This window comes from Leptolyngbya sp. 7M, from assembly GCF_018128485.1.
The window spans coordinates 6,461,981-6,484,722 of record NZ_CP070897.1; the positions used below are offsets into that span (position 1 = coordinate 6,461,981).

Annotated in this window: 27 protein-coding genes, 1 tRNA gene and 2 pseudogenes; 23 read left to right on the plus strand and 7 right to left on the minus strand. The window is 49.9% G+C overall.

The features are described 5' to 3' along the window. Window positions 1-34 precede the first annotated feature (34 nt). Window positions 35-175: a hypothetical protein gene (locus JVX88_RS34620; RefSeq protein WP_211623398.1), complete on the plus strand. Its 141-nt coding sequence runs from the start codon at window positions 35-37 to the stop codon at window positions 173-175. 277 nt (window positions 176-452) lie between these two features. Beyond that, window positions 453-986, plus strand: a complete 534-nt coding sequence (locus JVX88_RS34625; protein WP_211623399.1) for a hypothetical protein — start codon at window positions 453-455, stop codon at window positions 984-986. 1,346 nt (window positions 987-2,332) lie between these two features. On the opposite strand, the gene JVX88_RS34630 is transcribed toward JVX88_RS34625, so the two are convergent. Next, window positions 2,333-2,920 carry a Uma2 family endonuclease gene (locus JVX88_RS34630; RefSeq protein ID WP_225931284.1) on the minus strand — a complete coding sequence of 196 codons (588 nt, stop codon included), beginning with the start codon at window positions 2,918-2,920 and terminating at the stop codon, window positions 2,333-2,335. Window positions 2,921-3,386: 466 nt separating this feature from the next. Here JVX88_RS34630 and JVX88_RS34635 point away from each other — a divergent pair, with 466 nt between their 5' ends. The 7 genes and pseudogenes from JVX88_RS34635 to JVX88_RS34665 all read left to right on the plus strand — a co-directional run bounded on the left by JVX88_RS34635 (window position 3,387) and on the right by JVX88_RS34665 (window position 7,612). After that, window positions 3,387-3,767, plus strand: a complete 381-nt coding sequence (locus JVX88_RS34635) for a hypothetical protein (protein WP_263975397.1) — start codon at window positions 3,387-3,389, stop codon at window positions 3,765-3,767. Between the two features lie 343 nt (window positions 3,768-4,110). Next, entirely contained in the window at window positions 4,111-4,320 is a 210-nt protein-coding gene (locus JVX88_RS34640) for a DUF2997 domain-containing protein (protein ID WP_036001563.1), read from the plus strand. A 62-nt stretch (window positions 4,321-4,382) separates the two neighbouring features. Then, window positions 4,383-4,499 (plus strand): annotated as a pseudogene (locus tag JVX88_RS34645) (hypothetical protein); the annotation flags it as partial. A gap of 40 nt (window positions 4,500-4,539) precedes the next feature. Then, entirely contained in the window at window positions 4,540-5,772 is a 1,233-nt protein-coding gene (locus JVX88_RS34650) for a hypothetical protein (RefSeq protein ID WP_211629119.1), read from the plus strand. 1 nt (window position 5,773) lies between these two features. Next, window positions 5,774-6,388, plus strand: coding sequence for a hypothetical protein (locus JVX88_RS34655; RefSeq protein WP_211623402.1), 615 nt, complete (start codon window positions 5,774-5,776; stop codon window positions 6,386-6,388). Further along, entirely contained in the window at window positions 6,388-6,741 is a 354-nt protein-coding gene (locus JVX88_RS44765) for a GNAT family N-acetyltransferase (RefSeq protein ID WP_225931821.1), read from the plus strand. Before JVX88_RS34655 ends, JVX88_RS44765 begins: the two co-directional genes overlap by 1 nt. Before the next feature lie 166 nt (window positions 6,742-6,907). Further along, window positions 6,908-7,612, plus strand: coding sequence for a response regulator (locus tag JVX88_RS34665; protein WP_211623404.1), 705 nt, complete (start codon window positions 6,908-6,910; stop codon window positions 7,610-7,612). Between the two features lie 173 nt (window positions 7,613-7,785). Here the strand turns inward: JVX88_RS34665 and JVX88_RS34670 are convergent, their stop codons facing one another. Continuing rightward, window positions 7,786-8,004 (minus strand): hypothetical protein, encoded by a 219-nt coding sequence (locus JVX88_RS34670; protein WP_211623406.1) that lies wholly within the window; start codon window positions 8,002-8,004, stop codon window positions 7,786-7,788. A 443-nt stretch (window positions 8,005-8,447) separates the two neighbouring features. On the opposite strand from JVX88_RS34670, the gene JVX88_RS34675 reads away from it, so the two are divergent. The 5 genes from JVX88_RS34675 (at window position 8,448) to serC (ending at window position 12,628) form a co-directional block, all read left to right on the plus strand. Further along, on the plus strand, window positions 8,448-9,164 hold the full coding sequence (locus tag JVX88_RS34675) for a response regulator (protein WP_035998350.1): 717 nt from the start codon (window positions 8,448-8,450) through the stop codon (window positions 9,162-9,164). A 92-nt stretch (window positions 9,165-9,256) separates the two neighbouring features. Continuing rightward, window positions 9,257-10,561 carry a P-loop ATPase, Sll1717 family gene (locus tag JVX88_RS34680; protein ID WP_211623408.1) on the plus strand — a complete coding sequence of 435 codons (1,305 nt, stop codon included), beginning with the start codon at window positions 9,257-9,259 and terminating at the stop codon, window positions 10,559-10,561. After that, a complete protein-coding gene (locus JVX88_RS34685; RefSeq protein WP_263975673.1) occupies window positions 10,501-11,178 on the plus strand; it encodes an ATP adenylyltransferase family protein in 678 nt (225 codons plus the stop codon). The genes JVX88_RS34680 and JVX88_RS34685 overlap by 61 nt, the downstream gene beginning before the upstream one ends. A 135-nt stretch (window positions 11,179-11,313) precedes the next feature. Next, entirely contained in the window at window positions 11,314-11,685 is a 372-nt protein-coding gene (locus JVX88_RS41495; protein WP_211623413.1) for a hypothetical protein, read from the plus strand. Further along, window positions 11,618-12,628, plus strand: a complete 1,011-nt coding sequence (gene serC / locus JVX88_RS34695; protein ID WP_211623415.1) for a 3-phosphoserine/phosphohydroxythreonine transaminase — start codon at window positions 11,618-11,620, stop codon at window positions 12,626-12,628. Before JVX88_RS41495 ends, serC begins: the two co-directional genes overlap by 68 nt. Here the strand turns inward: serC and JVX88_RS34700 are convergent. After that, on the minus strand, window positions 12,625-13,794 hold the full coding sequence (locus JVX88_RS34700) for a hypothetical protein (protein ID WP_211623417.1): 1,170 nt from the start codon (window positions 13,792-13,794) through the stop codon (window positions 12,625-12,627). The two genes, serC and JVX88_RS34700, sit on opposite strands and share 4 nt — an antisense overlap. Window positions 13,795-13,977: 183 nt before the next feature. On the opposite strand from JVX88_RS34700, the gene JVX88_RS34705 reads away from it, so the two are divergent. The 3 genes from JVX88_RS34705 to JVX88_RS34715 are packed head-to-tail and all read left to right on the plus strand — an operon-like array spanning window position 13,978 to window position 15,279. Then, on the plus strand, window positions 13,978-14,679 hold the full coding sequence (locus JVX88_RS34705; protein WP_211629029.1) for a WD40 repeat domain-containing protein: 702 nt from the start codon (window positions 13,978-13,980) through the stop codon (window positions 14,677-14,679). A 35-nt stretch (window positions 14,680-14,714) separates the two neighbouring features. After that, a complete protein-coding gene (locus JVX88_RS34710; protein WP_211623420.1) occupies window positions 14,715-14,969 on the plus strand; it encodes a hypothetical protein in 255 nt (84 codons plus the stop codon). Between the two features lie 34 nt (window positions 14,970-15,003). After that, window positions 15,004-15,279: a hypothetical protein gene (locus JVX88_RS34715; RefSeq protein ID WP_211629120.1), complete on the plus strand. Its 276-nt coding sequence runs from the start codon at window positions 15,004-15,006 to the stop codon at window positions 15,277-15,279. On the opposite strand, the gene JVX88_RS34720 is transcribed toward JVX88_RS34715, so the two are convergent. Next, window positions 15,257-15,865: a DUF3318 domain-containing protein gene (locus tag JVX88_RS34720; RefSeq protein ID WP_211623422.1), complete on the minus strand. Its 609-nt coding sequence runs from the start codon at window positions 15,863-15,865 to the stop codon at window positions 15,257-15,259. The genes JVX88_RS34715 and JVX88_RS34720 overlap by 23 nt on opposite strands. A gap of 9 nt (window positions 15,866-15,874) precedes the next feature. Next, a complete protein-coding gene (locus tag JVX88_RS34725; protein ID WP_211623424.1) occupies window positions 15,875-16,294 on the minus strand; it encodes a M20/M25/M40 family metallo-hydrolase in 420 nt (139 codons plus the stop codon). A gap of 23 nt (window positions 16,295-16,317) precedes the next feature. Here JVX88_RS34725 and rpsH point away from each other — a divergent pair. From rpsH to JVX88_RS42710, 4 genes and pseudogenes are all read left to right on the plus strand, one after another. Further along, window positions 16,318-16,410 (plus strand): annotated as a pseudogene (gene rpsH / locus JVX88_RS34730) (30S ribosomal protein S8); the annotation flags it as partial. Between the two features lie 95 nt (window positions 16,411-16,505). Beyond that, window positions 16,506-17,045, plus strand: a complete 540-nt coding sequence (gene rplF, locus JVX88_RS34735; protein ID WP_211623426.1) for a 50S ribosomal protein L6 — start codon at window positions 16,506-16,508, stop codon at window positions 17,043-17,045. Then, a complete protein-coding gene (gene rplR / locus JVX88_RS34740) occupies window positions 17,042-17,410 on the plus strand; it encodes a 50S ribosomal protein L18 (RefSeq protein ID WP_410503817.1) in 369 nt (122 codons plus the stop codon). The genes rplF and rplR overlap by 4 nt, the downstream gene beginning before the upstream one ends. A gap of 327 nt (window positions 17,411-17,737) precedes the next feature. Next, window positions 17,738-19,972: an ATP-binding protein gene (locus JVX88_RS42710; protein WP_211623428.1), complete on the plus strand. Its 2,235-nt coding sequence runs from the start codon at window positions 17,738-17,740 to the stop codon at window positions 19,970-19,972. Window positions 19,973-20,328: 356 nt separating this feature from the next. Here JVX88_RS42710 and JVX88_RS34750 read toward each other — a convergent pair. After that, window positions 20,329-20,400: transfer RNA gene (locus JVX88_RS34750), tRNA-Lys, on the minus strand. A 122-nt stretch (window positions 20,401-20,522) separates the two neighbouring features. Next, entirely contained in the window at window positions 20,523-20,993 is a 471-nt protein-coding gene (locus tag JVX88_RS34755) for a hypothetical protein (protein ID WP_317134555.1), read from the minus strand. A gap of 282 nt (window positions 20,994-21,275) precedes the next feature. Between JVX88_RS34755 and JVX88_RS34760 the strand changes: the two genes are divergently transcribed. Next, on the plus strand, window positions 21,276-22,220 hold the full coding sequence (locus JVX88_RS34760) for an FIST signal transduction protein (RefSeq protein WP_211623430.1): 945 nt from the start codon (window positions 21,276-21,278) through the stop codon (window positions 22,218-22,220). Window positions 22,221-22,285: 65 nt separating this feature from the next. Continuing rightward, a complete protein-coding gene (locus tag JVX88_RS34765) occupies window positions 22,286-22,678 on the plus strand; it encodes a carbohydrate porin (protein ID WP_211623432.1) in 393 nt (130 codons plus the stop codon). The last annotated feature ends 64 nt before the right edge of the window (window positions 22,679-22,742 follow it).

Below are 22,742 nucleotides of genomic sequence, written 5' to 3' on the forward strand. Positions count from 1 at the left end.
ATTAGGCTAAGGTTAAAAGAACTGGAGTTAGGCGATGTCCTCGGTTGTGGTAGATTTTGCCCGCGAAAAGGAAGCCGGGTACCAGAAAATTTTTTCCCAATTGCCTCGCCTCAGCAGTGTGGCCGCCAACGCAGAAGGGGCGATGCGTTTGAGGGTGACATGGCAATGCAATTAATCGCAAATCCGGTTCTCCACGCCCTATCGACAGTCAGCACCTGATGGCTTCACACGCTCTTTCACACGGGGGTCACCTAGCATTGTGTCAACGGTCAGCAGTTTCATGAAGAGGAAACGTATAGTGAACGCTGACTCTACTAGAAGATAGTACCGCTGAAAGATAGTACCGCTGAGTAGTGATCACCATTTTCGAGCAACAACCAGCAATGTACCAGCAGAGTATAACGACAAAACCTTTGACCTAGAAACCACATTACCTATGAAGGAGATTACAAATGAGCAACACAATCGAACTGAAAATTCCTGCCATGCCGGGAATTCGTAACGTGGTTTTACGTGAGGAAACCCTCGTCTCTTTAAATAGTAGTTCGGCTGATGTGCGAATCGAAACAGTATACCCATTGATTTCGCCCATTCCACCGCCACCACCCCAAGTCACATCCCACTGCGATGGGGTGCGCACTTGGTCATTCTCAGGCAGTCACATGACCGGATCTAACGGAATAGTCGATATTCACTTGAATAAATTCTTAGATTGCGTTCCTGCTGTCGTTGATAGTGTTATCTACTCCAACTACATCGGAAGCGTTCCAACTTTCATCGCGACCCCAGAATCCGAAGAGCCAGTCTTTGTAACCTGTACCATTGATACGAGAGTACTTCAGCCTCCGCAAGGGCAGGCATTTCTGCCGCAAGCAATGGATATCACAATCAGGGTTAGGAGTTGGAAGCACGACGGTACACCAGCACCGAATGTGACGTTCAACTGGATCGCAATCGCGAGGACTGCAACCGTCACTAACTTTTAATGCGAAAAATAGAACGACTCATCGCTGGTAAACTCTCAAGACCCTTTGGAAGTGGCGGCAAATAGCGCAGGATCTCGATAAATCTCAACGGTACTTACAACGCATTACAGAGGTGTCCAGAGCAGTAGTTCAAGGTGAATCTTTGTCGAATCAAGCAAGGACCGCCATGCAGCAGGATTTCCAGGAGTTTACTCAGCAGCAGAGACAAGCTAGATTGGCAGCAACTCGAGCGCAGGTTAAAGGAAAAAAGTCTCAAGATGAGCAGAGTATTGAGCTTGGAGAATGAAGTATCTGCTCCTGCGGCTACTCGCTGATTCTAGTTCACACTAGTATCCCCACGCGATGCGCAATGAGTGCAGGAGCAAAGCCTAAAAAGGCTGTAGCAGAGCTTGCAGGAATTTCCTGGACATCCTGGACAATGACATTAAGAAGCGTTTCAGGGGAAACAGGCAATGATATCAGAACAGACCATTTCATTAAGCGCAGCAGGGTTAGAAGTAACGGCAAGTCCACAGCCCAATCCTGTTATCCCCGCCTGGTTTGCAGAGGCACTACTCATCGGGCAATATTGACAGCAGCATGGATTACTAGATCGCTTACAGCAGCAGGTGCAGGTGAATCGAGGACGGATGAGACAGTATGAGGTGTGTGACTTTGTCCTACTCCTGCTTGCCTATGCTGCGAGTGGATTGAACACATTGAGTGCCTTTTTTGCCGCAATCGCTCCGGTGCGTACGACACTGATGGCAGTGTGGGGACGGTAACGCTGTTCTGTCGCATCCACTTTGAGTCGATTTCTGGCAGATGTATGTCGCGTCGATTACTTTGACCGGTGGCAACAATCACAACTTTTGGACTTGAGTAATTGTCGTCTTGGCTGCGTTAATTACAAATGCTTGGTCGAAACCGCATTTAGCAAGGCTTTGATGCTCATGGATGACATCCAAATTTGACTCAGCGATCGGGCGCAAACTGAGAGAAAGTTGTGGTTGTCGCCCGGTCAAGATAACCATCGTCTAACAGGGGTTTGATGGAGCAAAAGGAGTCAGGGGACGGAAACGGTTTTTGAGTGTCGATACCTTAGGGCTAGTGCTACGAGTGTTTATGACTGCTGCGAATGTGGGGGAACGGGTAGGTGGAAAACGGGTCCTCAAACGGGTGAAACAGATGGGCAACAGTGTGTCACGGCTGCATACCATCTGGGTGGAGAAGAGGAGTATCCTGTGACTTGCCCATTTTCAGTTGAACAGATTTTGGATGAGGATTTTTTTGGGGTGTAGGTAACTTTTTCTGTCTGTATCAGGATTTTCAGAATTTTAGGATTTTCAGGATGATGGGATGGGAGGCTAGATATCATTTTCTTCCAGGGTTTCCTCTGGAAAAACAACGTCTTCATTGAGCACTGTAATCGGACAGGAAAAGTCAACGCTAATGAGTTGAACTTCCAATTCTTTTGAGTCTTCTGTTGTTTCTTCTGGTGAATAGGTCGTGAGTTCCCATTTGCCTTTCTCATTTAGGCGATAGCATTCTACATTCATGCGATCGGCATCCATTAAAACGTGTTCTCTTAAACTTTCAATTTGACGGTAATATCTAAATTTTCTGCCGCGATCGAATGCCTCTGTACTGGGTGAAAGGACTTCTACAATCAGGCAGGGATGATACATGACCCGTTGTGCTCTCTGATCACGCGGATCGCAACTACCCATTACATCTGGATAGTAAAAAGGGGCGTTTTGTGAAACGCCAACTTTGGCATCTGCCATGAAGACTTTGCAGCCTTTGCCTCGTAGGTGATTTTTAAGAGCAGTAGTCAGATTGACAGCAATAGAGTTATGGGGAAGGTTCCCTCCAGTCATGGCAAGAACTTCGCCGTTGATGTAGGCTTTTAGCTCAAGGGCCACCACGCGATCAGTGGTTTGAGAAAGATGCACTTATCTATAAAAACGACATTCAATTTGCAAAATCATAAAAGCCGCAAAAGCGACACTGAATTTGCGAATCACGAAAATGTCGCCGTTTCGGCAAATGATTGCCGAAACCTTTAATTGGCAGAAGTTTAATACGTTTAAGAATTGAACAGAACAAACTTTTAAGAGAAACATATAATATTTAAACATACATCAGTCTCAACAGGCTCGATAATGCAACAGGTGACATCACCTGTGCCATGATTGAATCACAACCAACGGGTTCTTGTCCTTTTGGTGTCACCCGTGAAGGCAACGGCAACGAATCTGTCAGAGTAGCAAAACTGGATTGGAAGTACGTGCGTGATCTTCTTTGAGAACGGAGGGATGTAGGAGTGTTGCCTTTGACTATGTTGCACTCCTATCCTTTTCAATCCTCAAGGCAGATTATCCTCCCAACTTCGGAATCAACCTACTTATTGCGATTTTAATGTGCGACCCGGAATGGAAGATTAAAACCGGGGTTGAGATTTTTGTGTTAATTCATCAGCCTCATGAAGATTTTTCGGCGCTGTTGGGCCGCTGGCGACAAACCCAGATTTGGCTGAATCAAGGCTACGAGTGGATCATGCCCAAACGCCATCAGCATCTGCTCAGTGAGGGAGCCGACGATATTCACCCGCTGTTTGTGATTTTTCCAGAGACCCCAGAGCGGATTCGGCGAGGCTTACGCGGTGCCTGCTTACCCTATGTGATGCAGACGGTTTATGCCTTGGATGAAGGGGAGTGGTTCGACGACGTCCTAGAAGCCAATACAGATGATTTACTGCTGGACGACTCGTTTATCAACACCGACGACGCCCTCGATTAGCCAAACTGACCCTCGAACACCGAGAAATTCATAGAATCTGGTCTATCCACTCCCCAAAAGATTGATCGTCAATCCTCCGCTTTTCTACCTAAAGGTATCCTTGACTGCATCGGTGAGTTAAGCGAAACTAACTTAAGAACTGAAGTATAGCCTCATTGTTTTGCTAACTTTTTTAACTTTTTAAGGCAGACTAATTCGTTTGGTCAGAGTTAGTTAACAATAGACTCATTTACACTTGCAGGCTATGTGTAGTTTTCCTACTTGTGCAGTTAGTGTAAATAGCTTGGCAAGTTGCTGCCGATAAGGCTGTTGTAGTTGTGGTTTACGCCTGAGGACTAGTGGAATGGAAACGCTGGAGTTCATCATTTATCCAGACGGTCGAGTTCAGGAGAAGGTAACAGGTATCATCGGGGCCTCTTGTGCCGAAGTTACAGCGGCGATTGAGGCTCAGCTAGGCCAAGTGTTAAGCCAGGAAACAACCTCTGAATATTTCGCTCAGCCTGTGCAGCAGTCCGTGTCGGCTCAAGCTCAAACGACCTATAGCGAGTGGTAACTATCACCGCTTGGTTCTCGTGTCCTGTCCAGTTTCATCCAGTTTGTTTAACGAAATCTCCCATGTCACACTTTAGCCAAATTAAAACCCAAATTCGAGACCTCACCTCGTTACAGGCGGCTTTGACCGATCTGGGCGTTGCCTGGAAGTCTGGACCTCAACCTGTACGAGGCTACCGTGGACAAACTCGGACCGCCGAGATTGTGATCGAGCAAAGCAATGGCTACGATATCAGGCAAATTTATTCAATCTCAATCCCAACTGTTGTCATCAGACCGTTTAGCAACTCAGCGCGGAATTATTGTCGGCAATATTTGGAGTCCAGCTTGGCTAAATCGACTTCGCGGGCTGACACGAACCACAAGCATTCCCTTAGATTGGTATGGCAAGCCCAATCGAAACTGGCTGAAATTTGAAGACCATGAGCTTCAGCAAGACGGAATTACCTTTCGGGGTTATTTGCCCGAAGCCGAACTGGTGACTCCGTTGCGTCAAGCTCCTTACGCGGTAGTGCCTACAGGAGCAGGTGATGATGACGACGACAGGCCCGAAATTGCTAAGCTTAGCTTACCGTCACGAATCAGTTTTATTACTGCCGCCGGAAATACTCCTATCCTTGTGGTAGGTCGGCGCGATAGTGTAGCGGCCAAATTTGTTGAAGAGTTTGAGATCGGAGTCGTCTGCCGCTACGATGCAAATGAGTTTCAGGACGCAGTCGAATACCTTTGCTCTGCTCAAGTACAGCAGATTATGCGCAGTCGGATTACTGAGTTAGCCAGCGCCCTCTCAGCGGATGGCATTGGTGAATGGATTTGGAATTCGCTGGCCCACGGTAGACCGATTAACACTCGTTTTGAAAACCTCAAGCCTCGCAATCAAAATCTGCCGGCTGCGAATCAACGTTTGCCCCAATTCAAGCAAAAATTAACCGATGCTAGTGTCATTATTACCCTCAACGAAGTAACCGAAAAGCATGGTACTGGAGCGTTGGTGAACCGCATTTTTGCCGGAACACCTCGTGTTTTTTCAATTCGCTCCCACAATCACTATGGCGCAGACCACCAGTTTGGCGATGTCAGTATTCAGTTGTCGCAACGTGACTGCACCCGTCATCAAGCGTTTCAAAATATCCTCAATGCGTTGCGCGGTTGCACGGTTGCACGGGCGTTTTGCGTGCCCTATGCTCCGGACGATTTGATCTCGTCTATTGCAGTTAAGGAGCTGTTTGATGTGCCACTGGGCACCTACATCATGGACGATCAGAATATTGTTGTCAAAAGTATTCCCGATCCACTCATGCTGGAGTTTCTCAGTAAGTGCTCAGTTCGATTTGCCACCCACCCTGAACTCAGAGATGCTTACGAAGCTAAATATAACCTCAAATTTTGGCTACTGCCTGCTATCGTGCAACGCAGTTTCCTACTACGTCAAACAACTGGAAACAATTTGTAAATTGCGGGGACTGCATCCCATCCTCGCTCCCTTGATCCAGACTTTTCTGGAAGAAATTCTATTTGAGCAGAAATCCACCCTGTTTGATCCGGCTCTAGTGGCTCGGCTAACCGACTCCGATGTGGGGGAACACTTTCGGGCAGTGTTTGTCCCCCTGATTCGCAGCCGCACCACCACTACCGAAGAACGACTGACGGTTGAACCGCCCAAATCCCTGAATGCCTGGAAGCCCTTTCAAGTCACCCTCAGCGAACGCCGTCCCGCATTGGAAGCGGTAAAGACCTTGTTCAACCTTGTTACCTGTAACCGGGAGTTAGAAGTGGCAGTCGCGAAGTTCTGCGATCGCGCCCCCGATGTGGCTGCCTTTGCCAAAAATGCGGGTTCCCAGTGTTTGCGAGTAGACTATCTGGCCAATGGCGATCGCCTTGCCTTCTACACCCCCGATTTCTTTGTTCGCACGATTGATGGTCACTACTATCTGGTAGAAACCAAAGGGCGAGAAGATCGGGATGTACCCTATGATTCGCTTGATGCTCCGAAGACTGACCAACAACAGACGAACCTGGGATCAGAAAACTGCTTAATTGACTTTTACAAACAGTTTCTCAACAACTGATCCAATTCAACAGTTGCTGTGCTGGTGAGGGCAATTTTCGGCAATTAGCTGTTTTCTTACGAGATGCAGATGAGAATTTAGTCGGTGGGTTGATTGGATCAACATATTGGCAGTGGTTATATGTCGATGTTTTTTGGATACACGAATCATACCGGGGAGGCGGTTACGGTATCTCCCTTCTAGCTGCTGCGGAGCAAGAAGCTGTTAAGCGGGGTTGCCAATATGCCTATTTAGATACGTTTAGCTTTCAAGCACCAGAGTTTTATCAAAAGCATGGATACGTTGTATTTGGAGAGCTATCAGACTTTCCAGCAGGGCACAGCCGATTCTTCTTAAGAAAAGTGTTGCAATAAGCGCGGCACAACAATCCGCTTCACTCGCCGCAAATAGCCTCTCGAACTCAACCAGCCAATTTTATACGGTCGGTGTGCAAGCGGATTGTTCGACTGCTTCGTTCAGTTGGTTAGGGCGTAGTTTAAAGATGATCGTTGAGAAGCGATCACCAGCAATTCGGGGCAAATGATCGAGCCATCCGCCTGTGCCCAAATCCAGATTATTGACACGGGTATCGGCATCAGCGCTGATTTTCTGCCCTATGTGTTCGATCGCTTTCGGCAAGCAGATAGCACCACTACGCGCCCCTACGGTGGCCTTGGTTTGGGCTTAGCTATTGTGCGTCATTTAGTAGAACAGCATGGGGGCACGATTCGGGCAGATAGTGCCGGTGAGGGAAAAGGCGCAACTTTTACAGTGAACTTGCCGCTGCTCGTCACGAATGCGACAACGAGCCAGCCTACATCCAACCCATTGCAAAATGGTTATAGCAAGCTACCATCGCTCGACTGCATTCAAGTGCTTGTGGTTGAAGATCACAACGACACTCGCGACTTTATCACCATGGTGCTGCAAGAATCTGGAGCAGAAGTTACGGCAGTGGCCTCGGTTCAAGAAGCGATTGAATATCTAGAGCAATTCAATCCGCATGTTTTGGTAAGTGATATTGGCATGCCCAGCGAAGACGGATATAACCTGATTCGCAAAGTGCGAGATCGAGAATCGGATCGGGGAAACCAGATACCGGCGATTGCCCTCACCGCCTATGCCCGCGCCGAAGATCAGGCCAGAGCACTGGCCGCTGGGTTTCAAATGCATGTGCCCAAGCCTGTAGAACCGCAAGAGCTAGTAGCGGTTGTAGCGAAGGCCGTAGGCCGCGAGGCACCCTAGCGTATGCTAGAGCAGAGATTGAGGTCAATCAGATCGGCTAATCTGGCTAGGCTAACCCAGACTATCAATAGTGTTTGCTAGAAGAGATAGGATATTGTTGTGGGCGCGCTTCGCGCAATATCTCTGTCCTAACTGTCGTGGCAACAGCTATAGGTGATAACCCAGATTATGGCTTAGATGATACTGACAAGCTCATTGTCCTGCGGAGCCTTGGTCGGCTGCAAAATCTTTTGATCAATTAGATCTAGAATTGCCGAGTCGCGTTTGGCGTCAAATTTCCTGGCAAACAGATGATGTGTGTTGCGTAGCCGCTCGAAATCGGCTGTGAGCAACGTAGCTGGTACGGTTGGGTTAGGATTTTCCCAATCAGCAAACCGCAAATCGTCATTCACAGCTGCATGCTTAAACGGCGAATTTAGCAGGATACATTGGAAAAAGAATTCATCTGAGATGAAAACATGATCGAAAAAATTAAAGCTCGAACGCGAGCGAACATCTAGGCTAGGTCTGGAATGCAGCAGAGTTGACTCAGAAATTCAGGAATCTAGAGGTGCCAGCTTCCAATCCCCCAATTTTTAAAGTTTTGTTACTTGATAGTCCAATTTTGTCGAAAAGTCGCCTGCGTTTACCTCAATCTGGGGTTAGAGGTATGGGCTAAAGTCAGGCTGAATGGTAAATTTAGGTGCTTTTTATACCTAGAGTAGGAGAATGGTTGCTAGACCAGACTGATTCTTACCTCTATTGGTGGAGGCAGTAGCTGACAATATCCTCCATAATTCTGATCAGTCTCTTCTAGAAGAGGTATTCATCGGATAGGAGCAATGGGTTAGGAGCAATGGGTGAAATTTCCGTCGCATTAATTGAAGATCACGATTTAACACGAGTCGGTCTAAAGGCTGCCTTACAGCGGCAAGAAGGAATTCGCGTGGTAGGCGAAGCAGCCAACGCCGGACAAGGGCTACAGTTGCTGGAGGCATCCAAGCCCGATGTGGCCATTGTTGATATCGGTTTGCCTGATATGGATGGCATTGAGCTAACACGCCGCTTTAAACAGGCCCATGCCGAAGCCGGTGATCAGCGAACCAAGATCTTGATCTTGACGATGCATGACAGCGAGGACTCGGTGCTGGCTGCATTTGCGGCGGGTGCTGACTCTTATTGCATGAAAGATATCAGTACGGATCGTCTCGTAGAAGCCCTGAATGCAACTTATGACGGAAACTCATGGATTGATCCGGCCATTGCTACGATTGTGCTGCGTCAAGTGCGGCAAGCTCCATCGGGAGCCGAGGTAGAGGCAGCCAAGAAGGTTTCGATTGGCGCAGTTGAACCTGAATACGAGCAGCTTTTAGAAAACTATCCGCTGACAGAGCGCGAATTAGAAGTATTGGAGCTGATAGTGGCTGGATGCAGTAATGCCGCCATCGCTGAAAAGCTCTATATCACTGTAGGCACAGTTAAAACCCACGTTCGCAACATTCTCAACAAGCTCTGTGCCGATGACCGCACTCAAGCGGCGGTACTGGCCTTGCGTTCTGGTTTAATTGGTTGATTTGCCTAATTAATCAGGTTGCTTTAGCTTGTCAGGTGCATCGTTCACCAAGCCCGTTGCCCGGTGCAGCGGGCTTATTGTTGCTGGATAAAGTGCGACTTCAAAAACACCTGCGGCAGGCGATCGCGATTGACGTGGATGAGTCAGATACCTTTGAGCAACTGCTAGAAAAGGTAACAGCTCTGAGCATTCAGAGCCGAGAAGTGGCGATTCCCAAAATCACGAAGATCTGGGATTTCATTATCTGGTTGATTATCTTCAAAAAACTTCAGGCATACGATGTGCGGATTCGCGCCGCCTGCATTTTTGGCGACCACAACGGGAAAGTGGTGGATTTTCTGCGGCTGACGCTGAAGGGATTGCTGAATCACTTCCTCTCATTGGAAGATAACCTGTTCGACAAGCTAGAGGAATTGCTGGCCGATGAACGAGTCAAAGCCGGTCGTGCCGCTGTTCTAGAATTGGCGCGTTACAAACCAATTATCGTTGCAGTTGACACTTTGGAGAACTATAACATAAACGATGATGTGATGATGCGGGCAACAGCAGCCTTAATTCAGCATGGCTCCGAATTCAACCGCGACTATGCTCGCAAGGGGATTCACCTGAAGATTTTTACAATGGCCGAGGTGTTTCCCTACATTAAAGAAGAAGTGATTCTGAATACGCTAAAGTTTATTCGCAATGAAATTTACCTCAACTGGCGGCCCAAAGATCTGATGCGGCTGATTAGCTGGCGGCTGTATCACTACCTACAGGCAACCAGGCAGTTGGCTCCCGAGTCGCACCAGATCGATTGGGACGACTACAACGACGTGCGCGAAAAAATGTGGACGCCCTATTTTGGCAACAGCCTCCGCAATAATGGAGGTACGCCGGAATTGAGCTTTCCCTATGTGCTGCGCCACACCCAAATGCGGCCTCGCCAGTTGATTGTGCTTTGCAATGCAATTGCCCACCGTGCCCAACAGCAGCGCACCTTTCCGTTTTTCCGGCCAGAGGATATTGTCAAAGCCGTGCTGCATGGCCAAAAGGCCCTAGCTGAAGAAGTGTTCAACTCCTACAGCTCGGTGTATCCCAAGGTGGGCCGCATTGTCGAGGCGCTGTCTGGCTTGCCGATGATCTTCAAAGGCAACGAGTTAGACAAACGCGCTCCCCTCACCGCCTCGGAATGGCCTGCTGGCGAGTACTCACCCCATGCGTTTCGGCAGCTCGTGGCTGAGTTGGGCTTGGTGGGACGGATTCGCAGCTGCAACGAAAAGGCTGGGATCGTGGAGCAGCGGCAGACCGGCAGCAAGAGCAACAGGCCAAAGCCGGAAAAGACTTCAACCCATTTCTGCCCTACGATCCAGATTTATTTGTGGCCGATTTGTCTAGCACTCATGTGTGTCTGCTGAATAAGTACAACGTTGTTGATCATCATTTGCTGTTGATCACCCGCGAGTTTGAAGAGCAAGAATCCCTGCTAACTCAGCCCGATTTTGAAGCCCTGTGGCTTGGGTTGGCCGAGATCGATGGCATGGGATTTTACAACTCTGGCAAAACAGCAGGAGCTAGCCAGCGCCATAAGCATTTGCAGCTCGTGCCCTTACCATTAATTCCAGACGGGGACAGAATTCCGATTGAGCCAGCTTTGATGACGGCTACTTGGCCATCCGAGATTGGCAGCAGTGCCGATCTTCCCTTTCGCCATGCGGTGATCCGGCTAGATGGCGCAGCTTCATCCCCCCAGCAGGCGGCGCAGGCCACGCTAGAGGCTTATTACAAACTGCTCACAGCCCTAAATTTGTATTCTCCGGTTGACCACAGTCTGCAAGGTGCTTACAATTTGCTGATTACGCGACAGTGGATGCTGATGGTGCCTCGCAAGCAAGAGCAATTTGCATCGATTCCGGTCAATTCGCTAGGCTTTGCTGGCACTCTATTTGTCCGCGACCAGGACCAGCTCGAACGCTTAAAGGCGATTGGTCCGTTACGGCTGCTGCAAGAAGTTGCTGATGGGCATCAACCCTAGAGGATTAACCCTGTAAAATTAACTGATGATGCATTGCAGGCCAGGATGAGCCATTCTTCAGTCATCAGGAAAGTTAGGATAGGGAATAACAAACTACAGCCACTATAAACTACAGCCACTATAAGGACTCCAACCGTGAGTGTTGTTGATCGTGCTTCTAAGCCACAGACTCATTCCTTAGACAATCGCAGGCGTTTTGCTGCTTCTCATTGGCTAGCCAGGTTGCTGTCACCGGATGTGATCGCGCCGCTGCTAGTGGGTGGTTTGGTCTTGATTTTATGGGAAGTAGGAGTACGGGTTACCAATACCCCTCCCTATTTGCTGCCCGGTCCCCTCTTAGTTGGGCAAACGCTGATTCAAGAATGGAGCGTTTTGTTTCCGTCATTACTGATTACATTCAAAATTACGTTAGTGGCATTTATTGCGGCTGTCATTTCAGATGCTGGATTGGCACGGCAGCGGCATGAGCGTGATGGAGATGAGCCATCGCTCGCAGCGTTTCGGTGAGATACTTGAAAAGGCAATGGATGGGATCCGATCGCTGATGCATTTGCCCGAAGACCGAAGCATACTTTTCCTTCCCGGAGGAGCGACGTTGCAGTTCACACTGATTCCGATGAATTTGATGAGCGGTACGCGACGCGCCGAATACTTGGTAACGGGTTCATGGGGTGAAAAGGCGGCAAAGGAAGCCTCGTGCTACGGAGATATTGCAATCATCAATGCCGCAAAAGATGGGAAATACACTTCTGTTCCTGATCAGGACGAACTTGAATTCGACCCATTGGCAGATTATGTCCACTACACCTCGAATGAAACCATCGATGGTGTCGAATTCAGTTATGATCTTGATGCTGCCGGAATTCCGGTGGTGTGCGATGCATCCTCAAACATTCTTTCCAGACCTTTCGATGCTGAGAAATACGCATTGATATACGCCGGTGCCCAGAAGAATATCGGCCCCAGCGGCGTAACCGTTGTAGTAATTCGCAACGACCTGCTCGATCGCATCCCAAATGGCCTACCGCCTCTTTTTGACTATCGAAATATCCAAGAGCATGGGTCGATGCCAAATACACCTAATACCTGGGCGATATATATGATCGGTCTGGTTTGCGACTGGCTGAAAGAACAGGGCGGTGTAGAGGCGATAGCGCAGATAAATGAGAGAAAAGCCAAAAAGCTTTATGCTGCAATAGATTCAAGTGACGGTTTCTATCGCGGCTACGCGGCCCCCTCTGCTCGCTCACGCATGAATGTTACTTTCCACCTTAATGATGAAGCGCTCGAGGAGCGTTTCTGCAATGAGGCCGAACAGGCGGGACTTAACGGATTGCGCGGCCATCGTACCTTTGGCGGTATCCGTGCGTCAATATACAATGCCTTCCCTGAAGAAGGAGTGGATGCACTTATCGAATTTATGAAAGAGTTTGCGGCAAGAAATGGCTAGGCCGGAACACGATCCGCTTTGGACAATACTTCAATCAATTCCTCTTCCTCTTCGGGAGATACGGTTCTTAGATCAATAAGACACCTGTCATCACTTACCCTTGCCATCACCGGTGGTGATGACCTCCTAAGCCGTTCAGCGACATCCGCTGCAGCCGACCCGTTTACGGCGGCCATTGGCGAAATCGGGTAGGAGCCAAACAAATCCCGCAGGCTCGCGTGAATGCGGTACAGCCACAGCAGCGACAACCCCACCACCCATAGGTTGATCCAAATCCCCAGCTGATCCAGCGGCGTAAAGATAAAATCAGCGATGCTGACCACCACCGACAGTAGGCTGGCGAAGGGCTGATTGGTATTGCCTAGATCTAGCCCCGTGTAGAGCGAAACTGAGCCAGCTCCCAGCAGCGAATATACTACTCGCAGCGTATCGACAATCAACCGAACCCATAGCAGGCTTAGCAGTAACTGGGTGAGATGACGAGGCAGGTTGACTTGAGTTTGGCCTAGCTCTGGCTGAAAATCTGAGGCAGCGGCGCTGGGAGGGGCAGTTGGCGCTAGAGCGAACGGATCGGCAGTCGGGAGGACGGGAGGCAAATCAGCCGATAGGGTTGATAGGGCAGTCGGTAGATCGGTTGGTAAATCCGTCGGTAGATCGGTCGGTAGATCGGTTGGTAAGTCGGCCGTAGGCTCTACTGGCAGCAGAATCATAGCATCGGGATCGAGGTCGTCTAGCCGCACTGTTGGTTCTACCGGCAGCAGAATCATGGCATGGGGATCGAGGTCATCAAGGCGAAAGATTGGGGTTTCTGACGCATCCTCGTCGTCATATTTGGCAAGTGACAGGTATGGTTCTGGCTCCTGGGGAATTAGCTCAATCACCTGTCGCCAAGCTAGTGCCGTCTGTCCGGTTTGGCGGCCATAGAGTTTGACAGTCTCGATTGTGGCCACATTCAGTTTCTGCATGCCCTGGGTTACGAGCTTTACCATCGTGGATTGATGAGGAACCCGCTCTGCTTCCAGCAGCAGTTTGAGACAGTGGCCTTGGCGACTTGCCCTTGCCGTGATGCCATACTTGCCCAGCGTGCGGGTAATCAGATAGGCAATTGCTCTCGGATCACCCTGCTTCGCCAGTTTCACGATTTCATGTTGTGAGTGTTGAGCCATCTTTTCTAGCGCAAATCAGACCAACCCTACTGAGCCAACTATTCAGGGATTCAAGGACGGAATCAGGTTAGACCAATTCTGAGTTTTGAGTTTTCTGAGTTTTGCTGGTGTAACCTGTATGTAGCATGTAGTTTTGTAGCTTGCTGTTGCGGGATGGCCTGTAGATTGTGATCCCATCAAGGTTTGGTCAGAAGTGTCCAATTTAGTCCCAATGGGCAGCAACTGGTGAGCGCCGGGGATGACGATGCAATACGCCTGTGGAATCTGCAGGGACAACCGTTGGCAGCCTGGAGAGTGAATCAACGGCGAGTCTGGCAAGTCGCCTTCAGTCCCGATGGGCAACGGCTGGCAAGTGCAGGAGAGAATGAAACAGTCCAGGTTCGGGACTTGCAGGGACAGCTCCTAGTATCTTTTGAAGGGCATCTCGGCCCTGTTTACAGCATTGGCTTCAGTCTCGATGGCAGGTCTTTGGTCAGTTCAGGTCAGGATGGCACTATCCGATTATGGGATTTGCAAACTAACCGCCAACAGAAACTCTTCCAGGTCTATGATACGGCGGTTAACTCCGTGACCTTTAGCCCAGATGGCACCTATCTCATCAGCGGTGACAATAATGGCGATGTGCAATTGTGGAATTTGCTGATTCAGCAACAGGTTGCCACCTGGAGCGCCCATCCCAAATCGAGTGTGCGCAGCGTCAGGTTTAGCCCCGATGGTAAGTTGCTGGCAACGACAGCAGATGATGGTACAACGAAGTTATGGCGGCTAGAAGTGTTTGATGAATTACTCACTAGAGGATGTACTCTGATGAACGACTATCTGAATCATCTTAGAGAGAATACTCAAACGTTGGATGATGATGATCGCGATCTCTGTAAACGATAGATAGGGTATCAACTCGGTGTTGCCTATCCTCAAGTATGAACAAACCAAACAGCAATCAGACTCAAAGATGCTCTGGAAGCCTGCGCCAAATCCAATTAATCCTAACAGCGGCTAGAAAAGCGGATCTTCTATTTAGAAGGAAAAGCACTGGAGTTTTAGAAGGAAAAGCACTGGAGTTAATTGCAGTAATTTTACCAGGCTTACGTCTATTTCTGTTCCCTGCCATCACTTTATTTGGCACTTTTTCCGCCAGTATCCCGCAAGTGCCGGTTCTGCCGCTATTTTGGTAAGAGAGACTTTATCAAGCCAGTTGATTGAATACTCATGACCAGCCGTATCATTGACCTCCTCCGAGCCGGACAGCCTGACCAAACCGTCACTATTCAGGGCTGGGTCCGCACCCGACGCGAACAAAAAGAATTTTGCTTTGTTGAAGTCAATGACGGCTCCTCGATGGCCGGATTCCATCCGAACAGGCTATTAACGTTGAGTGTAAGTATCGCGGTCACCCCTGGAAGCCTTCAGCCTGATTCTTCAGACCAGGCAGTCGCACTTCAAATTTATTCGCACTGCAATTCTATTCAGCCTGACCTGGATTAGTCACACCCACAGGTGCAGGAGCCGCAATTGCCTGTAGGGTCTGGCAACGAATTAATTCAGTCACAGTCGGATTGGGTCGTCCTTCTAGGCGAGCCACGGCAGTAATGGCTTCAGCGAGGGCTTGAGCCGCTTCAGTCTTGCTATAGCCACGTCGTTGGGCAATTTGTATGGCCTTCTCATCGGCAGTAATTTCTAAGTCGTCGCTACGGTTTTGTCGCCAAATTTGCGCCACCGCCAGGGCTGTTAAAGTACCAAACGTTACCGCGCCAGCCGCATTGATTTGTAGCAGTTCCAGCAGCGTTAAACCTGCCCCCGCAGCAGCTAAGCCTTGAAAGAGCGTGGGCTTAAACCACTGAATCGAAAGCAGCCAGCTCACCGTGTGAAGCAAAAGCAAATCCTGCTGCGCCTGAGTTAGCTGATTCCACAGGTCAAAATTGATTTGGATCGGGCGAGTCTCCTGACCAGGGCGGGGCAATTTGGCCGCAATCACCTGTGGCTGCTGATTATTCTCCACAATTTTGCAGTACATGCGCCCAGAGGCTGGCATCAAGTCAAGGAGACGGCTAATTTCTGATCTGGCAACCATCGCTTTACCCTAACTGGCAGTTGTTTGAGGGGCACAAAACTTCTCTACGCAGCGTACAAACAGTTCAACCCCAATCCCTAAAGCAGTTTCGTCAAAATCAAACCGGGGATGGTGATGCGGATAGCTCAAGCCTTTGTTTAAATTGGCTGACCCCAAAAAGAAGTAGCATCCCGGCACGGCTTGCAGAAAATAGGACATATCTTCACCCCCCATGGTTTGGCAGTCGGGCACAATTCCTGCTGGGGTTTCAATCACCGTTTCAGCCACCGATTGGACCAAGTTCACGATAGCCCGATTGTTGATCACTGGTGGATAAAACTCCTGGTAGTCGAGTTGGTAGCTAGCGCCATGACTCTGGCAGATGCCTGCTACAATCTGCTCGATCCGCTGCTGGAAGAATCCCTTCAGGGCTGGGTCGAAGTAGCGCACAGTGCCACTGAGGCGAGCCGCATCTTGCCATTATTTCCACTTCTAGCGGCATCATGACCGACCGGGATGCTCGACGGCAGGGGCTAGGAGGCGAAGTCCTCTGCTATGTCTGGTAGCGCCGCAACGTCGTTGGCGTTGAAGTCAGCATTGCATTCATTAACAGAACCTCAAGACTACTACTGCTGATGATTGTGTCTAGGAGAAAGTAATCATGTCTCGTATTGGTAAACGCCCAATTCCAGTTCCTAAGAACGTGACTGTAACCATCGCGAATCAGCATGTAGCAGTCAAGGGGCCAAAAGGTGAACTCGCTCGCACACTGCCGGATGAGGTAGAAGTGGTGCAAGAAGGCGAAACGATTCTAGTCAACCGTCGCAATGACTCTCGGGTTGCCCGTCAACGCCACGGTCTTTCCCGCACTCTAGTTGCCAACATGGTGGAAGGAGTGTCTCAGGGATTTCAAAAGCGTTTAGAGATTCAAGGGGTTGGCTATCGTGCTCAGGTGCAGGGACGCAACCTGGTATTGAGCTTGGGCTACAGCCACCCAGTTCAGATTGAACCGCCGGATGGCATTCAGTTTGCCGTTGAAAACAACACCAATGTAGTTGTGTCCGGCATCAACAAAGAAATTGTCGGTAACGTAGCAGCCCAAATTCGCGCGGCTCGTCCACCCGAACCCTACAAAGGCAAGGGAGTCCGGTACGCGGGCGAAATGGTTAGACGTAAGGCTGGTAAGGCAGGGAAGAAATAATCATGAAACGGACACGCAAAGAATCAACTCGTCGTCGCCACAGCCGAATTCGGCGCACGGTTGTTGGAACTTCAGAGCGGCCTCGTCTGGCAGTATTTCGTTCCAACCAGCATATTTACGCCCAGGTGATCGACGACAGCCAGCATCGTACTTTGGCAGCAGCGTCTACCCTAGAGGCCGATCTGCGCTCCGAGCTGGAATCAGGTTCCACCTGTGAAGCATCGGCCCGGATTGGCAAACTAATAGCTGAACGAGCGATTGCTCAGGGGGTGCAGCAAGTTGTGTTTGACCGAGGTGGCAATCTGTATCACGGTCGGGTAAAAGCTTTGGCTGATGCCGCTAGAGAAGGCGGACTAAATTTCTAATCAAATCCTGTACGGGCGTTTTGCGAAACGCCTCTACGCAAGAATTTCTAACTGCCGCAGATTTGAGGAAAGGCAAGATGGCGGTCGAACCTGTGCGTTTCGACGATGTACGCGCCGACCGGGACTTATTGCCCGCTCAAGCCCAAGCCCGACGCCGAAAGCAATTTCCGGCGTGCTTCGGAAACCCAGAATGCGTAATTATCAGTACGTTAAAATACGCGAATAGCGTAGAATGGGTCATATATGGCGCGAATCACGCTATTATAGTGGACACGGCCCGCGTGGTATCGTATCAGGCGGGCGACATTTTCCGGGAGCAGCATGACGATGGCCACCACCGCCGATTATGGTCTGGGCGAACATACCTTCCCGCGCGGCTGGTTCATGGTCGCGGCATCGGATCAGGTCCAGGACGCGCCGTTCTCGACCCGCTATTTCGGCGAGGACATGGTGATCTACCGCGGCAAGAGCGGCAAGGTCTATGCGGTCTCCGCCTATTGCCCGCACATGGGCACGCACCTGGGCAAGAACTCCACCTCCTACGTAGTTCAGGACCGCGAGCATATCGACGGCGAGGGCATCCGCTGTCCCTATCACGCGTGGCGCTTCCGCGGCGAGGACGGCAAGTGCGACGACATCCCCTATTCCCCCGCGCCGATTCCCAAGGCGGCCTGCGTCAAGAGCTGGCCGGTCAAGGAACGCGCCGGGGTGGTATGGCTGTGGCACGATGCCGAGGGCGGCTCGCCCGATTACGATGTACCAGCGTTCGAGAACTACGATAATCCCGAATGGACGCCCTGGGCGATCGACGATCTCGGTGTGCTCAAATGCCATCCGCAGGAAGTGATCGACAACATGGCGGACAAGGCGCATCTGGTGCCAGTCCACGGCTCGGCCGACATGGAGAGCTTCGTCAACGAATTCGATGGGCATGTGGTGCGCCAGTTGCTGGTCGCCGGGCACAAGACGCTGGTTTCGGGCGAGGGCGCGATGACCAACGATACCTGGTACACCGGGCCGGGCATTCTCCAGTCGACGATGGAGGGCGAATTTCCCTCGCTGATCCTGATCTGCCATACCCCGGTCGACGACGGCACGATCCACGTCTGGCACGCGCTGCTGGTCAGGACCCCCGACGTGCCCACCGCGCGCGCCTACCAGGCGGCCAGCCTCGCCGCGTTCTCGCAGGATTTCGAGATCTGGGCGAACAAGCGCGCGTGCATCAATCCGCTGATGGTGCGCGGCGACGGGCCGTTCCTTGACGGATATGAAACTTGTCGTCGATTGAAACAAAATCCATTAACTTGGAACATTCCAGTAATTTTCATGACTGCCCTGACCGATACCGAAAATAAAGTGAAGGGATTATCGTTTGGAGCCGTTGACTACATTACAAAGCCATTTCACCAAGAAGAAGTGCTGGCGCGGATTAGAGTGCATCTGCAGCTACGTGACTTTGCCAAAAGGCTGGAATCTCAAAACCAATTGTTGAAGCAGGAAATTGAGCGGCGAGAACAGGCAGAATCTGCTCTGTTGAAGCTAAATCAGCAGCTGGAACAGCAAGTAGAAGAACGAACCAAAACGCTCTCATCTACGTTAGAGGAACTGCAGCAAACCCAGCTTCAGTTGATCCACAGTGAACGAATGTCTGCACTGGGGCAACTGGTGGCGGGAGTGGCTCACGAAATCAATAATCCAATCAATTTTATTTACGGTAACCTCACACCAGCAGCCGAATATACCCAAGCTTTATTGCATTTGGTCAACCTTTATCAGCTCTCTTCTCCTCCGACCTCAGAGATTGCAGAACAGATTGAGGTTATCGACCTGGAGTTTTTAAAGCAGGATTTACCTAAACTGCTGAACTCAATGAAGTTAGGAGTTGAACGCATTCGCCAAATCGTAACTTCTCTGCGATGCTTCTCTCGACTCGATGAATCTGAAATGAAAGCCGTTGATATTCACGAAGGGCTGGACAGCACATTGTTGATTTTGCAGAATCGCCTGAACTCGAAGGCCAATCGATCCGCGATTCAGGTAATTAAGGACTACGGTGAATTAACTGAAATCGAATGCTATGCCAGTCAACTTAATCAAGTATTCATGAACTTGATCGCAAACTCAATTGATGCATTAGAGGAATTGAACCGAACACGTTCTCTAGTAGATATTGATAAAAATCCTGGAATGATTCAGATTCGCACGTGGCAGGCAAATGACAATTGGGCAATAATTTCCATCAAAGACAATGGACCTGGAATTCCTGAAGAAATTCGCCACAAGATCTTCTTACCGTTTTTTACGACTAAAGGAATTGGGAGAGGTACGGGTTTGGGACTGTCGATTAGCCATCAAATTGTAGTGGAAAAACATGGCGGTAAGTTGAACTGTGCTTCGACAGCAGGACAGGGAACAGAATTTATCCTGGAAATGTGGGACAGGTTCTCGCTCATCTGCACCAACTTCTCGCTAGTCCAAGTGTCAGCTTCCGGCTCAGGCTGCGATACCTTTAACCCCAAGCCAAAGGCACCAGCCAAGTTACTGCTCAGGTTGACCAATTGATTCGTCTTGCTTGTTTGAGTACGCCCAATTTGAGTACGCCCAAATAGTTGCCGAACAACTCGTTTAATCCAGTTCAACATCTTAGTACCCCTTAATCCTTTCACAAATGGTGGTTGTTCTTTTTATCTTCAGTGTAGGAAACCGCAAACGAACCTACAAAAACAGGCGTGCATAGTTTCCATGAGCAGGTTCTATGCTTGCAAGCTAGGGGTACTATTAGACCATTAATTTTAGATGTAAGCAAATATTTAATGATTACGAGTCGAGGAGTTGGCGATAGGGTTACTAAAACCCCAAATTAAAGACATTATTGGAGGAACTGTTCTATGCTTCCTGATGCTAAATGTCAATATTTATGGGTCGCCTGGGATTCGAACCCAGGACCAATCGGTTAAAAGCCGAGTGCTCTACCGCTGAGCTAGCGACCCGTCCGGTGCGTTTCGCACACCGTACTCCACATTAGCATACGACCATGGCCAAGTGGCAAGAGTAGGGCTATTTTTTCTTGATCCTGGTCCCGTCGTTGACTGCCTAGATGCCCAACTTGCTCTTAGTTGCGGTGATTATTGTTGTAGCGCACCAAGGCACCGGCCCATTGCAGCTTCTCGCGCAGCGTTTGGTAGTAGGAATAGTTTTCGCGCAGCAAAATAAACTCTGCCGGACGCTCAGCCATGCGGATATCAACTCGCTGTCCCGGCCAAATGGCGGTTGCCAATACCCCATCCATCCAGAGTTTAGTATTTAATTCCCGATCGGCCAGCGGCCAGATGCTAACGACAGAACCTGCGGGCAACACAATCGGACGGCTGGACAAACTCAGCGGACAAATCGGCGTCACCACAATTGCATCCATACCGGGGTGAATGATTGGCCCCCCTGCGGCTAAGGTATAGCAGGTGGAGCCAGTCGGTGTTGCCACCAGTAACCCATCGCCCTGATACTGGTCAATCACTTCACCATCAATTTCCATTTCTAGAAATGAGGTCAACATCCGGTCGGCTGAAGCCGGTTTGACGCACATTTCGTTGAGGGCATAGAAACAGTGGGACCCACAGGCTGGGAAAAACACAAGAGGCGGCAAAGTTGGCGAATCAGCTGAATCAGGAAGGCTGGACGGTGGAGAAACCATTGATATTGATATCAACTCGCCAGGCTGCTTTGTACTATTGGGCACTCAGCATTTCAGCGCTGTCTCCGTAAAGTAGCCCGGGTTAAGTGGGAATCCTACCAGTAGAGTCAGCCAATTTATAGGCCGAGAAGCGCAATTCAGGTCTAGCCCTGCTCAGGTTGTAATGGAGGCAGTATGTTTCAGGTTGTTGTGGGCCACAGTGAAGATCCGGATTCCCAGGCAGCAATTGAGGAAGTTTTACTACAATGTCGGCAAAAACTGGCTGGCACCCTGCCCCAAGCTGGAATTTTGTTTGCAGCAATTGACTTTGACCATGCCCTAATTTTGCGCCAGATTCAGGTCAGCTTTCCAGAACTAGAGCTGATTGGCTGCACCACCGATGGGGAAATGTCCTCCACATTAGGCTTTCAACAGGACTCGCTGACGCTGATGCTGTTCTGCTCCGATACGGTCGAGATTCGGGCCGGGGTGGGCTATGGCTTGCAGGAAAATCCGGGCAGAGCGGCGCAACAGGCCGTAGTACAAGCAACGCAGAAAAGTAGCGCAACGGCTCAACTTTGTCTGGCCTTACCGGCTAGCTATTTAATCGACGGCACCACTACCAGCGGCGTGGCCATTTTAGAAGCGCTCAAGCTGGCCTTGGGCAACCAGGTACCAATTGTTGGCGGGGCGGCTGGCGATCAGTTTCGCTTTCAGACCACCTACCAGTTCTTTGGGGCGGAAGTATTGACGAATGCTCTGCCGGTATTGATTTTCTCTGGCTCAATTTTGTTTTCCTACGGAGTCGCCTGCGGCTGGCAGCCAATTGGTCGCAAAAGCCAGATTACACGAGCCGAGAAAACGGTCCTCTACGAAATCGACGGCAAACCAGCGCTGGAGTTCTATCACCGCTATTTAGGCAATCGTCCGCCCACGGCTGAAAACCCACTGGCAGTGTACGAAGATGACAGCGATCGGTATTATATGCGGGTTCCCAACACCTATGATGTTGAGACTGGCCGCATTAACTTTTTGGGAGACATTCCCGACCAGGCCACCGTTTGTGTTACCGAAGCCAGTCGCGATCAGATCGTTGCCGCCGCCGAAAGCTCACCGGAACGGCAGTTGCAAATACATTAGGGGGACAGGATCTGTTCGGTACTCGCATTTTAGGACAGCAAATTGGCAGGATTGATCAATCTCCAGTGATCACCAATGGCTATGGCGTGCAGTTCAACTGGCAACCCAGCGCAAGATTCTCAATTAGCGGTTGGTTTAGCACCTTTTATCCGCGTTTGATTGGTGAAGGAGACGGCAATATCCTTACCTATGCCCTAACATTCGCGCTTCCTGATTTGGGGCAGCGGGGCAATCTGCTGGGCTTGGTAGTGGGAGCAGAACCCTATTTGACCGAGATGGGCGGCGATCCGCAAGACTTTGCTGTAGATGTGCCGCTACATATTGAAGCCTTTTATCGACACCGCTTGAACGACAACATTTTCATTACGCCTGGAGTCATTTGGCTAACGGCTCCGAATCAAAGTAATGATAATCCGGATGCCATTATTGCCACGCTCAGAACAACGTTTCTGTTCTAGAAGGAGCTGAGGAAAATAGAATGCAATCTTGAATTTTGCAAGTCAACTAATCTAGAAATTTGCT